This window comes from Sphaerisporangium sp. NPDC049003 (assembly GCF_043197795.1).
Lineage (GTDB): Bacteria > Actinomycetota > Actinomycetes > Streptosporangiales > Streptosporangiaceae > Sphaerisporangium.
Genome location: NZ_JBICTU010000034.1, coordinates 59,995 through 74,313, shown reverse-complemented (window position 1 = coordinate 74,313; position 14,319 = coordinate 59,995). Strand labels below are relative to the sequence as shown.

Annotated in this window: 15 protein-coding genes and 2 pseudogenes; 8 read left to right on the top strand and 9 right to left on the bottom strand. The window is 69.1% G+C overall.

Annotated elements, in window-relative coordinates:
* The 3 genes from ACGFIV_RS30755 to ACGFIV_RS30745 form a co-directional block, all read right to left on the bottom strand.
* Positions 1 to 497: homocysteine S-methyltransferase family protein (locus ACGFIV_RS30755; protein ID WP_392838378.1), on the bottom strand; the 497-nt coding region annotated here is incomplete at its 3' end.
* Between the two features lie 8 nt (positions 498 to 505).
* A complete protein-coding gene (gene metK, locus ACGFIV_RS30750; protein ID WP_392838377.1) occupies positions 506 to 1,687 on the bottom strand; it encodes a methionine adenosyltransferase in 1,182 nt (393 codons plus the stop codon).
* Positions 1,688 to 1,689: 2 nt separating this feature from the next.
* A complete protein-coding gene (locus tag ACGFIV_RS30745; RefSeq protein WP_392838376.1) occupies positions 1,690 to 2,109 on the bottom strand; it encodes a hypothetical protein in 420 nt (139 codons plus the stop codon).
* An 838-nt stretch (positions 2,110 to 2,947) separates the two neighbouring features.
* On the opposite strand from ACGFIV_RS30745, the gene ACGFIV_RS30740 reads away from it, so the two are divergent.
* The 4 genes from ACGFIV_RS30740 (at position 2,948) to ACGFIV_RS30725 (ending at position 8,251) form a co-directional block, all read left to right on the top strand.
* Entirely contained in the window at positions 2,948 to 5,944 is a 2,997-nt protein-coding gene (locus ACGFIV_RS30740) for a BTAD domain-containing putative transcriptional regulator (protein ID WP_392838375.1), read from the top strand.
* Between the two features lie 612 nt (positions 5,945 to 6,556).
* The gene (locus tag ACGFIV_RS30735) at positions 6,557 to 7,300 is read left to right on the top strand and encodes a 4'-phosphopantetheinyl transferase superfamily protein (protein WP_358556367.1); all 744 of its coding nucleotides are present in this window, start codon (positions 6,557 to 6,559) and stop codon (positions 7,298 to 7,300) included.
* A 196-nt stretch (positions 7,301 to 7,496) separates the two neighbouring features.
* Entirely contained in the window at positions 7,497 to 7,871 is a 375-nt protein-coding gene (locus tag ACGFIV_RS30730) for a VOC family protein (RefSeq protein ID WP_358556364.1), read from the top strand.
* Between the two features lie 293 nt (positions 7,872 to 8,164).
* Positions 8,165 to 8,251, top strand: a complete 87-nt coding sequence (locus ACGFIV_RS30725; RefSeq protein ID WP_358556376.1) for a sulfotransferase — start codon at positions 8,165 to 8,167, stop codon at positions 8,249 to 8,251.
* Between the two features lie 164 nt (positions 8,252 to 8,415).
* Here the strand turns inward: ACGFIV_RS30725 and ACGFIV_RS30720 are convergent, their stop codons facing one another.
* Positions 8,416 to 8,907: a MarR family winged helix-turn-helix transcriptional regulator gene (locus tag ACGFIV_RS30720; RefSeq protein ID WP_392838374.1), complete on the bottom strand. Its 492-nt coding sequence runs from the start codon at positions 8,905 to 8,907 to the stop codon at positions 8,416 to 8,418.
* Positions 8,908 to 9,020: 113 nt separating this feature from the next.
* On the opposite strand from ACGFIV_RS30720, the gene ACGFIV_RS30715 reads away from it, so the two are divergent.
* Complete coding sequence (locus ACGFIV_RS30715; protein WP_358556373.1) at positions 9,021 to 9,884, top strand: NAD-dependent epimerase/dehydratase family protein; 864 nt, start codon at positions 9,021 to 9,023, stop codon at positions 9,882 to 9,884.
* A 101-nt stretch (positions 9,885 to 9,985) separates the two neighbouring features.
* Here ACGFIV_RS30715 and ACGFIV_RS30710 read toward each other — a convergent pair.
* Positions 9,986 to 10,141: pseudogene (locus tag ACGFIV_RS30710) on the bottom strand (transposase); the annotation flags it as partial.
* Positions 10,142 to 10,189: 48 nt separating this feature from the next.
* Positions 10,190 to 10,375: pseudogene (locus ACGFIV_RS30705) on the bottom strand (Tn3 family transposase); the annotation flags it as partial.
* A 133-nt stretch (positions 10,376 to 10,508) separates the two neighbouring features.
* Here ACGFIV_RS30705 and ACGFIV_RS30700 point away from each other — a divergent pair.
* Complete coding sequence (locus ACGFIV_RS30700; RefSeq protein WP_358556358.1) at positions 10,509 to 11,138, top strand: alpha-ketoglutarate-dependent dioxygenase AlkB; 630 nt, start codon at positions 10,509 to 10,511, stop codon at positions 11,136 to 11,138.
* Positions 11,139 to 11,271: 133 nt separating this feature from the next.
* Here the strand turns inward: ACGFIV_RS30700 and ACGFIV_RS30695 are convergent, their stop codons facing one another.
* Complete coding sequence (locus ACGFIV_RS30695) at positions 11,272 to 11,640, bottom strand: VOC family protein (protein ID WP_358556355.1); 369 nt, start codon at positions 11,638 to 11,640, stop codon at positions 11,272 to 11,274.
* A 63-nt stretch (positions 11,641 to 11,703) separates the two neighbouring features.
* On the opposite strand from ACGFIV_RS30695, the gene ACGFIV_RS30690 reads away from it, so the two are divergent.
* Positions 11,704 to 12,162: a MarR family transcriptional regulator gene (locus ACGFIV_RS30690; protein ID WP_358556352.1), complete on the top strand. Its 459-nt coding sequence runs from the start codon at positions 11,704 to 11,706 to the stop codon at positions 12,160 to 12,162.
* A gap of 53 nt (positions 12,163 to 12,215) precedes the next feature.
* On the opposite strand, the gene ACGFIV_RS30685 is transcribed toward ACGFIV_RS30690, so the two are convergent.
* The gene (locus tag ACGFIV_RS30685) at positions 12,216 to 12,377 is read right to left on the bottom strand and encodes a hypothetical protein (RefSeq protein WP_358556349.1); all 162 of its coding nucleotides are present in this window, start codon (positions 12,375 to 12,377) and stop codon (positions 12,216 to 12,218) included.
* Positions 12,370 to 12,792, bottom strand: a complete 423-nt coding sequence (locus tag ACGFIV_RS30680) for an ATP-binding protein (RefSeq protein ID WP_392838373.1) — start codon at positions 12,790 to 12,792, stop codon at positions 12,370 to 12,372. The genes ACGFIV_RS30685 and ACGFIV_RS30680 overlap by 8 nt, the downstream gene beginning before the upstream one ends.
* A 222-nt stretch (positions 12,793 to 13,014) precedes the next feature.
* Between ACGFIV_RS30680 and ACGFIV_RS30675 the strand changes: the two genes are divergently transcribed.
* Complete coding sequence (locus ACGFIV_RS30675; RefSeq protein ID WP_358556344.1) at positions 13,015 to 14,292, top strand: hypothetical protein; 1,278 nt, start codon at positions 13,015 to 13,017, stop codon at positions 14,290 to 14,292.
* Positions 14,293 to 14,319 lie beyond the last annotated feature (27 nt).

The following is a 14,319-nucleotide window of genomic DNA, read 5'->3' as shown; positions in this document are numbered from 1 at the left end:
TTGACCTGCAGCAGGTCCTGGCAGGTCTCGATGATCAGCGCGTCGGCGCCCCCGGCGATCAGACCGGCGGCGTTGTCGCGGTAGGCGTCGCGCAGCCTCTCGTACGGAAGGTGCCCGAGAGTGGGGAGCTTGGTTCCCGGACCCATCGAACCCAGCACGAACCTGGGCCGCTCGCCGGTCGACCAGTGGTCGGCCCGTTCACGGGCCAGCCGGGCGCCCGCTTCGGAGAACTCGTAGACGCGGCCGGGGATGTCGTACTCCCCCAGGGCGGCGAGGTTGGCGCCGAAGGTGTTGGTCTCCACGCAGTCGACGCCCACCTCGAAGTAGGCGTCGTGCACGCCCCGAACGATGTCGGGGCGCGTCACGTTGAGCACCTCGTTGCAGCCCTCGTGGCCCTCGAAGTCGGCGAGGGACGGGTCGAAGGCCTGCAGCATCGTCCCCATGGCCCCGTCCGCGACCAGGACACGCTGGGCCAGAAGCTCGCGGAAGGTTGTCATGGCGCCTCCTAGAGGGCTTGGCGGAGAGCGTCGGCGCGGTCGGTGGACTCCCAGGAGAATCCCTCGCGGCCGAAGTGGCCGTACGCGGAGGTGGCCGAGTAGATCGGGCGGAGCAGGTCGAGGTCGCGGATGATCGCGGCCGGGCGCAGGTCGAAGACCTGGAGGATCGCCTGCTGGATCTTCTCGACGTCGACCTTCTCGGTGCCGAAGGTCTCCACGAACACCCCGACCGGGTGCGCCTTGCCGATGGCGTACGCCACCTGCACCTCGGCGCGGTCGGCGAGCCCGGCGGCCACGACGTTCTTGGCGACCCACCGCATGGCGTACGCCGCCGAGCGGTCGACCTTGGACGGGTCCTTGCCGGAGAACGCGCCGCCACCGTGACGGGCCATGCCGCCGTAGGTGTCCACGATGATCTTGCGGCCGGTCAGGCCCGCGTCGCCCATCGGGCCGCCGATCTCGAACCGGCCCGTCGGGTTGACCAGCAGCCGGTAGCCCTCGGTGTCGATCTCAAGGCCGGCCAGGATCGGGTCGACCACCTGCTCCTTGATGTCGGGGGCCAGCATGTCGTCCAGGTCGATGCCGACGGCGTGCTGGGTGGAGAGAACGACGGTGTCGAGGCGGACCGGGCGGTCACCGTCGTACTCGATGGTGACCTGGGTCTTGCCGTCGGGACGCAGGTAGGCGATGGTGCCGTTCTTGCGGACCTCCGACAGCCGGTGGGCCATGCGGTGCGCCAGAGTGATCGGAAGCGGCATCAGCTCGGGGGTCTCCCGGGTCGCGTAGCCGAACATCAGGCCCTGGTCGCCGGCGCCCTGGCGGTCGAGCTCGTCGGCGCCCTCGCCCTCGCGGATCTCGTAGGCGTCGTCGACGCCCTGGGCGATGTCGGGCGACTGCGCGCCGATGGACACCGACACGCCACACGAGGCGCCGTCGAAGCCCTTGTGGGAGGCGTCGTAGCCGATCTCAAGGATCTTCTCCCGGATGAGGCCGGGGATGTCGACGTACGTCTCCGTCGTCACCTCTCCGGCGACGTGTACCTGACCGGTGGTGATCATCGTCTCTACGGCCACGCGGCTCTTGGGGTCGCCCTTGAGCATGGCGTCCAGGATGGCGTCGCTGATCTGGTCGGCGATCTTGTCGGGGTGACCCTCGGTGACCGACTCGGACGTGAACAGGCGGCGGGACATCTTCACTCCTCGGATTCATGGGCGCGGGCTCTCGGCCCGGCGTACTGGGGAGCTTCAACTCGGAAGCGATTGTCGGCGGCCACGCTCACCGATCGGCCGGCGTCGAAGCGCCTGCCTCGCGATGAGGTGTACGCGGGAATTCCGCCTGGAGCGCCTGCACCGGAGCGGGGGCGGTCACCCACCTCCGGCCGCCTGGACGAGGTCGCCGCCGCCGATTCCGGAGCGAACGCCGACCTGCTTTGAATAGGTGGTGCCTTCGATCGCGCGGGCGAATCGGCGACCATGCCGCCGATCGCCTTTACGACGAACGTGTCCGTCCTGATGACATTCATCTTTGCGATTTCTCCGACGATGCCCTTCCGCACGCGCATGACACTCCCGGGCCTGGCGGGGCGAAATGCCTCCACCGATTCGTCGGTCATGTCCCTCCTCTGGGTCGGCGTCGTCGAACTCCTGGTCACGGCCCTGCTCCCCCGTCGGCCGCTCCTCGCGCGTGCAAAGCAAGAGCCATCGTGCGAGTGGCGCTCGCGCGATGGCCCTTGCCCGCGTGGGGACTTACTGCGAAGGAAACCACCGACCAGAGACACCACCTCATCATGCGGCTAAAAATCCGTTCCAAGCTCGATTGATTCGATGCTAGACGGGCGCCGAACCCCGCTGAAACCCCTGCGGAACCCCTACAGCCCGGGGCGGGCGGATAACGCGGTTATCGCGCCGGGATGAGAATCGTCTGACAACCGTTGGCCGCCGAACCGCGGCCCGAATACGGGGCAGGACGCGTGCCGCCCATTCCGTGGAATTCCCCCGACTCCCGGTGGCGCGGGGACGGGTCCGGGGACCCCCACACGAAGATCGTGGAGCACCAGGGGGGCCCGGGCCCTCGCCGGTCCACCCGTCCCCTCATGCTCATGGCCCCTCGCTGCGGGCCGGAGCGGGCTTCCCGCCGGCTAATAGCCCATGCGGCACCGTAGGGGGATCATTTCTCACACATAACGGGCTTCACAGATGAACTTTTCGGTATGTAAATACCCGTCTGGTTCCTGTAGCCACTTAGTTGTACGATATGGGCATTAGCGGTAGGGGTTCAAGGAGGATGAGCAGTACCACCTGGCTCCACTGCACGTCGCAGCAGGCGATTCGCCACCAACGGCCCCAAAGCCCGGCCCGCCTGGGGGCGCGTACCTGATACTTGTCTCAGGAGGGCTGAGAGCGCGAAGACTTCCGGATGTGTCCGCGGGTTTTCTGGCAAGGAGTCAACAGGTGGAGTTCCGGATCCTGGGACCGCTTGAAGTGATCGCAGGCAGTGACCGCCTGGACATCGGGGGGGCGCGGCAGCGAATCACCCTCGCCAATCTCCTGCTCGACGCCAACCGGCTGGTCACCGTCGACCGGCTCGCCGAGGCCATCTACGGCGAGGACCTGCCTCCCACCGCGCGCGCCCAGGTCCAGATCTGCATCTCCTCGCTGCGACGGCTGTTCGCCGCGCACGAAGGCGCGGACATCATCTCCACCCACCCCCGTGGCTACATCATCCGCGTCGAAGAGGGCCGCCTCGACGCTCAGCGGTTCGAGGCCCTGACCGGCGAGGCGCGCCGCGCGCGCAACGCCGGCGACCTCGACGAGGCGGTGAGAAGCTACCGCGACGCCCTCAAGCTGTGGCAGGGCGAGGAGGCCCTGCAGGGCATCGAGAGCAGGCCGGTGCAGTCGGCGGCGGGCAGGCTCACCGAAGAGCGGATAACCACCAACGAGGACTGCATCCAGCTTGAGCTCGACCTCGGCAGGCACCAGGAGCTGATCGGCGAGCTGACCCGCCTCATCGAGCAGTATCCCCTGCGCGAGCGGCTGCGCGGCCTGCTGATGCTGGCGCTCTACCGCTCGGGCCGCAGGGCCGAGGCGCTCCAGGTGTACCGGCTCGCCAGGGAGACCATGATCGAGGAGCTGGGCATCGAGCCCAACGAGCAGCTCCAGCGCCTCGAACACGCCATCCTGACCGCCGACGAGAGTCTCGACATCCCGGTCAAGGCGACCATAATCCCGGTCGAGCCGCCGGCCGCCGCGCCCGTCGTCCCCGTGCCGTTCCTGCTCCCGAGCGCGATCGCCGACTTCACCGGCCGCGCCAAGCAGATCGACGCCATCGAGAGGGAGCTGGCGCTCGCCTCGGAGGATCCCACCCGCTTCGCGGTGCCGATCATCATCGTCGCGGGCAAGGGCGGCATCGGCAAGACCACCGTCGCCGTGCACGCCGCGCACATGGTGGCCGAGCGCTTCCCCGACGGCCAGCTGTTCGCCGACCTGCACGGCGGAGCCTCCCGGCAGGTCAGCCCCATGCACGTGCTCGAACGGTTTCTGCGCGCGCTCGGCGTGCCGGGCAACGCCATGCCCGACGGGCTCGAAGAGCGCGCCGAGATGTACCGCGCGCTGCTCGCCGACCGCAGGACCCTGGTCGTCCTGGACGACGCGGCCACCGAGAGCCAGGTCCTGCCGCTGCTCCCGGGCACCCGCATGTCCGCCGTGCTCATCACGAGCCGCAGCCGCCTGGGCGGGCTGGCCGGGGCCATCCACGTCGACATGGACATCTTCGACGCCGACCAGTCGATGGAGCTTCTCGCGCGCATCGCGGGCACCGCGCGCGTGCGCTCCGAGGCCGAGTCGGCCAAGGCGCTGGCCGAGCTGTGCGGGCAGCTGCCGCTGGCGCTCCGCATCGCCGGCGCCCGGCTTTCCGCCCGTCCCCACTGGAGCATCGAGCAGCTCGTCAGCCGCCTGGAGGACGAGACCCGCAGGCTCGACGAGCTGAACCACGGCGACATGGGGATCAGGGCGAGCATCTCCCTCACCTATGAGAGCGTCGGCGAGGAGGCCAGGCGGCTGTTCAGGCGGCTGGCGATCCTGGACACCGGCCTGTTCTCGGTGTGGATCGGGGCCGCGCTGCTCGGTGTCCCCTTCGCCGACGCCGCGGACCTGTTCGACGAGCTGGCCGACGCCCAGCTGATCGAGACCGCGGGCGGGTACGGCGTGCACAGCCTGTACCGCTTCCACGACCTCATCCGCGTGTTCGCCCGCGAGTGCCTCGCCAGCGAGGAGACCTCGGCCGAGCGCAAGGCCGCCCTCGAACGCGTGCTGGGCGCCCTGCTGTTCCTCGCCGAGGCGGCCCACCGCCGGGAGTACGGCAATGACTACGTCCAGATCCACAGCGACGCCCCGCGCTGGCCGCTCCCCGAGAGGCTGGTCGGCCAGCTCGTCGCCGAGCCGCTCGCCTGGTACGAGCGCGAGCGGCCTCTGCTGGTGTCGGGCATCCGACAGGCGGCGCAGGCCGGCTTCGTGGACCTGTCCTGGGACCTCGCGGTCAGCGCGGTGACGCTGTTCGAGTCGCGCGTCTACCTCGACGACTGGCGTGAGACCCACGAGACCGCGCTGGCGGCCGTCCGCCTCGCCTCCAACGTGCGCGGCCAGGCGGCGATGCTGTACTCGCGGGGCTCCCTCCACATCACCGAGAAGCGGTTCGCTGAGGCACACCGCGACTTCGAGGAGTCGACCAGGCTCTTCGCCGACATCGGCGACGACCAGGGCACCGCCCTGGTGCTGCGCAGCATCGCCTTCCTTGAGCGGATGAGCGGGAACTTCGAGGAGGCCACGGCCCACTACGAGCGCGCCCTGGCGATGTTCTCAAGCACCGGAGACCAGGTGTCCTCCGCGTACGTGCTGCACAACCTGGCCCAGCTGCGGCTGGAGACCGGCGACCCCGAGGGGGCCAGCACCCTGCTGTCCGAGGCGCTGGCGCTCAGCCGCGACGGCGGCAGCCGGAGGGTCGAGACCCAGGTGCTCCACCGCATGGGCGACACCTACCTGGCGTGGGACGAGCCTGCCCTCGCGGCGGACATCTTCGACACGGCGCTCACGATGGTGCGCGCCATCGGCGACCCGGTCGGAGAGGCGTACATCCTCAACGGGCTCGGCATCGCCCGGCTCCGGCAGGGCGAGACCGCGCTGGCCGAGGAGGCGCTGCGCAACGCGGTCCGGCTGGCGAGGACGACGGGCGACCGGCTCCCCGAGGCGCGTTCCCTGCTCGGGCTGGGAGAGCTGGCCCTGGCGTGCGACGACGCCCAGCATGCCGCGGTCCACTTCGAGCAGGCGCTGAGCCTGTTCCAGTCGATCAACACGCCGACCTACGAGGCGCGGGCCCTTTCCATGCTGACCGAGGCGCGGGCGGTGCTCGGCTCCGGCGGGCGCATGGGGGAGTCGGGGGAACTGGTCGGCTGAGCCTGGTCCGGCTCGCCGATGCGATAGGCTCTGCGGTGCCCGCGGCGGGCTTTACCCGGCGCGGCATTTCCCCGCGGCACGACCGGCCGGCGCACCCTAATTGTTTCCGGGCGCCGGGGCATTCACGGCGCCGATTCCTTGCCGTGCCTAATGCGGCATGGAACACCCGATCGGCCGCGACCGCATCTCGCAAAGAGCCTTTCCCTCTCACAAAGGGATTCACCGGGTCTGTCGGCGCCGGTGAGGCGGGAAACCAAAGACACCTTTCTCCCGCCGTGACCTGCGTCTATGATGGGTCTTGGCGCTCGTGGCGCAATTCCCGCCGATCTTCCCCGCGCGTACCCTTACCACCCCGTGCCGTGCCCTAGCCGGGCGCGAACCGGTCCCGAGAAAAGATTGGCGTTGATTCCTCGCGGAACAGCGGCATCGATACGCTTGGGACGTGACCGCTACGCGAGTGAGCAACAAAAGGTCCCCGGGGGCCGGAGTTCTCGATTTCGCCGTTTCCGTCAGCCGGGAGACGGCCGAGAGCCCGCCGTCCCCGTCTGCGCGCGGCGGGTGCGCGCGCGACGGCGACTCGTCCAGGCAGTCTCTCCCAGGCCGCGAGAAGCCATGATCAAGTCGATCCTGCCCGACTGCGTGGTGGCGGCCGACGTCTTCACCGACGCTCCTGAGCCCGCCCTCTTCCCCGAGGAGGAGCTGGCGATCATCCACGCCGACGACAAGCGGCGCAAGGAGTTCGGCACGGCCCGGGTCTGCGCCCATGACGCGCTGCGCAAGCTGGGCATGCGCCCGAGCCCCGTGCTTCCCGGTCTCCGGGGGGAGCCCCAGTGGCCGCCGGGCGTCGTCGGCAGCATCACCCACTGCGCCGGCTACCGGGGGGCCGTCCTCGGCATCTCGTCCAAGGTGACCACCATCGGCATCGACGCCGAGCCCAACGAGGCGCTGGTCCCCGGCGTGCTCGACGCCATCTCACTGCCGGAGGAGCGCGAGAGCCTGCGGAAGCTCGCGGCGCGCCATCCCCGCGTCCACTGGGACCGCCTGCTGTTCAGCGCCAAGGAGTCGGTGTACAAGGCGTGGTTCCCGCTCACCAAGCGGTGGCTCGACTTCGAGGACATCCTGATCAACATCGATCCCGTGAACGGCAACTTCTCGGCGTGGCTGCGGGTCACGGGGCCGAGGGTGCGCGGGCAGCGGATCACCGCCTTCTCCGGCCGCTGGGTGGCCGAGGCCGGCCTGATCCTCACCGCGATCGTCGTGCCCAGCCCGGGAAGGTCCGGCCCGCCGCGACACGGCGCGCAGCGACCCCTCGGCCACGGCCGCCTCCCGCAGACCTCCGGCGCACCCGTCCGCTGACCTCCGCGACCACGCGGCCGTCCGCCTGTGCGCCAGAGCGCGCGGCCGTCCGCTGACGCCTCCGAGCACGTGACCGTCGGTCTGGCCTTGCGTCCTCGCGTGGGGGGGCACGCCCGGTCCGCTTCCATGGGAAGTGTCGTACGGGCTCAGTAGGCTTGCCAGGCACGCTGACCTCGGAGGACACCCAGGAGGACCCATGTTCAGGCACACCAGGGCTTTCAGCGGATTCGCGGTCGACGACGTGGCGAAGGCCAAGGAGTTCTACGGCGGCGTCCTCGGGCTGGAGGTGTCCGAGGAGCACGGCATGCTGCGCCTGCGCATCGCCGGGGGCGGCGACATCCTGGTCTACCCCAAGCCCGGCCACACCCCCGCGTCGTTCACCATCCTCAACTTCCCCGTCGACGACATCGACCAGGCCGTCGACGCGCTGGCCGAGCGCGGAGTGCGGTTCGAGAGGTACGACGGCCTCGACGCCGACGAGAAGGGCGTCTTCCGCGGCGGCGGCCCCTATATCGCCTGGTTCACCGACCCCGCCGGGAACATCCTGTCCGTCCTGCAGGAAAGGGCGTGACCCGCCTGGGCGGGCTGTGACCGACCCGGACCTGGGCGGCGGGCTCCGCGCGGTAGCGTGACCCGCCGCGTTCCAGCGATCGCTGTTCGACTCGTGCGAGGAGGCCGGCCCAGGCCCCCTCGGGTCCACGGTGAGACGCACGATCCTCGCTCACGGCGCCTGGATCGACGTCCGGCCGGGCTGGATCGGCGGCGCCGACGCGCTGTTCGACCGGCTGGCGCGGGCCGTCCCGTGGCACGCCGAGCGACGGCACATGTACGACCACATGGTCGACGTCCCCCGGCTGCTCGCGGCTGCTCCGCTTCGAGGTCCGCGAGGGCTGGGAGCCGCTGTGCGGGTTCCTGGGGTGCCGGTGCCCGACGAGCCGTTTCCGAGGGTGAACGACATGGCCGACTTCGAGCGGAACACTCGGGGGAAGCTGCTCCCCATGCTCCTGCGGCGCAGCGGGTAGGCCCGCACAGCGGGTGGACCGGCGCAGGGAACGTGCGGTCCGGCGGGTGGAACCGGTGTGCCTCCCGTGGGTCACCGGCCCCTCCCGGGACCGTCAGGGGCCGGTGTCGCCGAGCGAACCGAGCAGCTTGCGGAGCAGGGCGGCCAGCTCGTCCCGCTCGGCCGGGGTGAGACCGTCGAGCAGGCGGTCCTCGTTGGCGACGTGGCCGTCGACGAAATCACCGACCAGGCGGTGGCCGGCCTCGGTGAGCGTGACCAGGACGAGCCGGCGGTTGTCCTCGGCGGTGGCGCGGGTGACCAGCTCCTTGGCGACGAGGCGGTCGATCCGGTTGGTCAGCGCCCCGGAGCTCACCATGGTGGCCTCCGCCAGCTCGCGCATGCAGAGGGTCCGGTCGGCGCGGAACAGGACCGCCAGCACGTCGAACTCCCAGGGTTCGAGGCCGTGCTCGTCGAAGTAGGCCCTGACCCCGCGCTCCAGCAGACGGGAGGCGCGCGAGATCCGGCCCACCACGCCCATGGCCGAGGTGTCCAGGCCTGGCCGCACGGCGGCCCACTGGTCGAGGATCTGGTCCACGGCATCGTTCATCCGGTCATAGTACCTCGAACCATTCGGCATCGAACTGTTTGACATCACCGCGATTATCGCCTTAACGTTTCCTCGTCGCAAATTTTGATGTCAAAGAGTTCGAGGTGAAGAAGATGAAGGTCCTGCTGCTGGGCGCGACCGGCTACATCGGCTCGGCGGTCGCCGGACGGCTCGCGGAGCACGGCCACGAGGTGGTGGCCCTGATCCGCCGCAAGGCCGGTGAGAGCCGCGCCGTGCCCGGAGCCGCGGAGGTGAGATACGGCGACGTGACCGACCCCGCCTCCCTCGCCGCGGCAGCCGCCGACGTGGACGCGATCGTGCACGCCGCCGCTCCGACCGGGGACGAGGCCGCAGAGACGGCGGCGGTCGACGCCCTGCTGGCCGGCGGGGCGAAGGTCGTCTACACCAGCGGCATCTGGGTGCTCGGCCCCGGCCCCTCGGACGAGGAGAGCCCGCTGAACCCCATCCCGCTCGTCGCGTTCCGGGCGGCCGTGGAGCAGCGGGTGCTCGCCTCCGGCGGCGTGGTGGTCCGGCCCGGCATCGTGTACGGCGCGGGCGGGGGCATCCCCGCCCTGCTGGTCGCCAAGGCCGCCGAGCACGGCCGGGGCCGCTACGTCTCCGCGGGCGGCCAGGAGCCCGCCTGGCCCACCGTCCACGTCGACGATCTGGCCGACCTGTTCGTCGCCGCAGTGGAGAACGGGGAACCCGGCGCCGTTCTGCACGGAGTGGGGGAGGAGGCGGTTCCGCTGGCCGCCGTCGCGAGGGCCGCCGCCCAGGCCGCCGGGCTCGGTGACGGGGAGGCGGAGGCCTGGCCGGTGGAGGAGGCGGGGCAGACCCTGAGCCCGGCCTTCGCCGAGGCACTCGCTCTCGGTCAGGCGGTGGGCGCGACCCGGACCCGCCGGGCGCTCGGCTGGACGCCGAAGCGGCCGGACCTCGTCGCGGAGCTCACGGACGGCTCCTATCGGAGCGGCCGCTAAGAAAGTGTTGGGCAACTGGATAGTTACTCTCGGTTGAGGTCTTCGGCGAGGCGCCGCGTTGCTTCGGTCTCGATCGGACCGTGCGGCTCGACGTCCTCACCGGCCAGCCGGGCGGCCATGAGCCGGATCATGGCCACCTTGATCATCGCTTCGGCGTGCGCAGTCTTGCGCTCGTAGTCGCGGGCCAACCTTCTGCACCGTCCCAACCAGGCACACCTCCGTTCCACCACCCACCTAAGTGGCAGAAGAAGCTCACCGACGCCGACCGGCGCGGTTTGTCGGCCCTGTTTTGGAGCCATCTGAACCTCCGCCAGGACGACCTGGACCATCCTGGTGTTCAGGTAGACGATCGCGGCCTGGACCAGGTGCAGAGCCAGGGCGGAGACCTCGACGTGTTCGCGATCGTCGCCGGTCAGGTCACCGGCCTTGCCGTAGAAGATGTCCCTATGCGCGCCACATCCGAGTTCTACCAGCCACGGCCAGCCCGCCACCGGGCCTCACCTAGATCCGAACTCCGAACAGCTCCTAGTCTAGACGTAGCGTGACCCGCCTGGGCGGGCTGTGAGCCCTCGCGCCGCAGGGTTGATCGAATGGGTGTTTGAATACCTGGCGTATACTGGGCAAATGACCGCCGCGTTCCAGCGATCGCTGTTCGACTCGTGCGAGGAGGCCGGCCCAGGCCCCCTCGGGTCCACGGTGAGACGCACGATCCTCGCTCACGGCGCCTGGATCGACGTCCGGCCGGGCTGGATCGGCGGCGCCGACGCGCTGTTCGACCGGCTGGCGCGGGCCGTCCCGTGGCACGCCGAGCGACGGCACATGTACGACCACATGGTCGACGTCCCCCGGCTGCTCAAGTTCTACGACGAGGGCGAGCCCCTTCCCGACCCCGTCCTCGAACAGGCCAAGGCGGCCCTCGACGCGCACTACGCCGAGGAACTCGGCGAGCCGTTCCGCACGGCCGGGCTGTGTCTCTACCGCGACGGGCGCGACAGCGTCGCCTGGCACGGCGACCGCATCGGGCGCGGCCGCGCCGAGGACACCATGGTCGCGATCATCTCGGTCGGCACGCCCCGGGGCCTGCTGCTCCGCCCACGCGGCGGCGGCCCCGCCCTGCGCCACGACCTCGGCCACGGCGACCTGATCGTCATGGGCGGCAGCTGCCAGCGCACGTGGGAGCACGCCGTCCCCAAGAGCACACGTGTCACCGGCCCCCGCATCAGCATCCAGTTCCGCCCCCGCGGAGTCCGCTGAAGCGACACAAGACTTGTCGCGATCGTCCCAGATTCAACCGACCCGACAGGCCGAGTCGGCATAGCTCGGGCACGAGCCTAGGGCGCGGTCGCGGTCTTCGGGGATCAGTGATCGTCCGGTGGCGTTCGGCCGATCAGTCGCGGTCGTGGAGAGTGACCTGGTAGCCGTCGGGGTCGGCGAAGGTGAATGTCCGACCGAAGGGGCCGTCGATCGGTGCGGAGACGATGGCGTGACCGTCGGCGACGAGAGCATCGTGAATGGCCTGGACGTCTGTGGCGTGGAACCAGATCGCGGCACCGATGCCGGGCTGAGCAACGGATGCGAGATCGGTGCCGGGAACGACGTCGCGGAGTGCGAACGCGATCGGCTTCGTCTCGAAGACGACCGCGTGCGGAGGTCCGGCCTGCGAGCGGACGAGGCCTAGGTACTGCTCGTAGAACGCCTGCGAAGCGTCGAGGTCGCGCGCTTGGAGCGAGATGAAGTCGGGGCCGGTGGCGGGCATGATCATGCTCCTTCTTTGCGTGTCAGCTTTCTGACACAGGTCAATCTATGTCAGAATGCTGACATGAGTCAAGACGATGTCGGCGTCGACCTGGAGACGTCACTGGGCTACCTGCTGAAAGAGGCGTCGAGCGTCCTCCGCGCAGCCATGGAGGAGGTGCTGCGGCCGCTCGGGATGAGCGTGACGCGCTACTCCTGCCTCGAACTGCTGGCTCAACGACCGGGCTTGTCGAACTCCGAGCTCGCGCGGCGCGCGTTCGTGACACGGCAGTCGATGAACGTGCTGCTCCAGGCCCTGGAACGAGAGGGCTACGTGACCAGGCCCGCGGAGGCGCCTGTCGGAAAGGTTCTTCCCACGCGGCTCACGCCTCGCGGCCGACGGAGCCTCGAGAAAGCAACCGTAGCGGTCCGGTCCGTCGAGGTCAGAATGCTGGCCGGCATGACAGAGACCGAGCAGTCAGGCGCGTTCCGGATCCTGCAGAGCATGATCCATTCCCTGCGCGATGGCAACGACGGTGCATAGCTCGACCTGGTCACACTGGACGAAGTGGCACGGATGCTTCCATCCGCGGACCTCTATGACTGCCCGCTTGAGATGATCTTGTAGGGATGATCGAGCCATACATGCTGGGGGACGAGAGCGCCGATGGCGAGGTCGGCGCCGGGAGACTCCCACGCGATCGATCGGGGGTCTATACCGGTCGCCGGCACCTCCGCGTCATCCTCGTGCTTACCCATGCCGTACCTCCTGGTAGATCGCCCGCCGGTCGGCGGATGACATGGCCACCACGACTTCGCGTGGGCGTTCGCGGGGATCGAGGACGAACCACACAGAGCATCCGTTCCTGTCCCGGGTGAACCCCCAACGGCCGGACACCGCCCGGATCAAGTGGATCCCTCGTCCGCGTTCCGTCAGCTCGTCACCCGGGACTCGGCACACGCACGGCACCGTGGCCGAGCCCTCGTCGGCAACGGTGACCTGAACGCTGCCGTCCCAGCCGACGAGGAGGGCGACGCGGACCTCCAGCGAAGCGGCGTGTCGCACCGCGTTGGTGAAGATCTCGGAGAGCAGCAGAACCGCGTCGTCACGGCACGGATGATCACCGAGGATCTTGCCCAGCCATCGCCGAGCCTCTCCGACGGATGCCTCCATACCGGGAAAAGTGCTGCTTTCCTGCCGACGGTCGTAGGAATGGATGCTCATCTGGCCGCGTGTCCTTCTGCGGGGGATTCTTGTCGCCCCCAGAGAACCGCCTGCGTGGGATTTGCGGCGCGCGTTCAGCCGGACATATGGCCTGACTTTTCACCGGGAACAGCCTTCCGCCTTTTCGGCCTTCGACTACCTTCGGTATGCCACTGTTCACGGGAGGTAGCCATGGTCTGGCGGGGGACGGAGTTCGAGCGGGCGTGCGTCGAGCGCGGCTGGGAGCGGCCTTCGGTCTTTCTCTCGGTGTTCGCGCAGGCAGCGCACATGCTGGGCGAGCCGGTAACGCTGACCGACCGCCAGTTCCGCCGCTGGTGTCTTCCGAACCCACCACGGCCACGCCCCAAGGCCTGGCGGGTGCTTCACGCCATGTTCGGCATCAATCCAGCCGATCTGGGTTTCCCGCCCGCTCCATACGGTGAAACAAATCCATGTACGTTTCTAATTACGGACCAAACAGAGGAAACGGATGTGAACCGACGTACATTCGTTACTGGCGCTGTTGGAGCAACGGCCGGTGTAGCCCTGGGTTCCTTCACCGCTCCGGAAGCCGTCGGCATGCAGCATGTCCAGGAGTTGCGCGCCGGACTTCGCGCTCTCCGTACCATGGGTGACGCGCATGGCGGTAGCGATGTACGGCCGCTGGCCATCCGGCATCTGAACCGGGTCCGCCGCGTCATCGAGACCAGCAGCTATCCGGACTCGATCGGCCGCCGGCTTCGCCTGCTCGCCGGGGAGACCGCGAGTCGCTGCGCGTATATTCACTTCGATGCCAGCGACCAGGAAACCGCACGGCATTATTGGAACGAGGCGCTCACCATCGGCATCACGCTGGGAAACGACGAGCTGAAGACACAGGCTCTGGCGATGCTCGGCTTCCAGGCGAACTACGAGAAGCAGCCCCGGCAAGCCCGCGACCTGCTAGCGGCAGCGCGGCAATACGCCGAAACCATGGGCTCCCCCGTTCTACTGTCGATCATCGCAAGCCGCGAGGCACGGGCGCTCTCCCTTATGGGCGACCACTCTGCCGCTCGCGCCGAACTGGCACGAGCGATGCGACTGATGGAGCGTCCCGAGCGGAGCCGACCAGCTCCCGACTGGACGGCATTCTATGATCACTCTGAGTTCGAAGTCGTCCAGGCAAAGCTCTACACCGAGTGCGGACAGCACAAGGCGGCAGTGCCGTACTTCCGGGCTTCCCTGACCCATACCGGCGCGTCGTTTGGACGGAACCGCGCTGGCAGGCAATTCGTCCTCGCCCACAGCCTCGTTCGCGCCAACGAGGTGGACGAAGGCGCCGCGATCGCCCTGGCCGCCCTTGACCAGCTCCGCGAGGTCTCATCGGGGCAGGTACGACACCGTGTGGTCGAAGTGCGTGACGCGCTCGCCCGAGTGGAAACGGCCAGCGCCCGTGAGTCCGCCGAAGCGCTGACACAGCATCTGAACTGACGCAGAGACGAGCCACCCGAGCGTCCG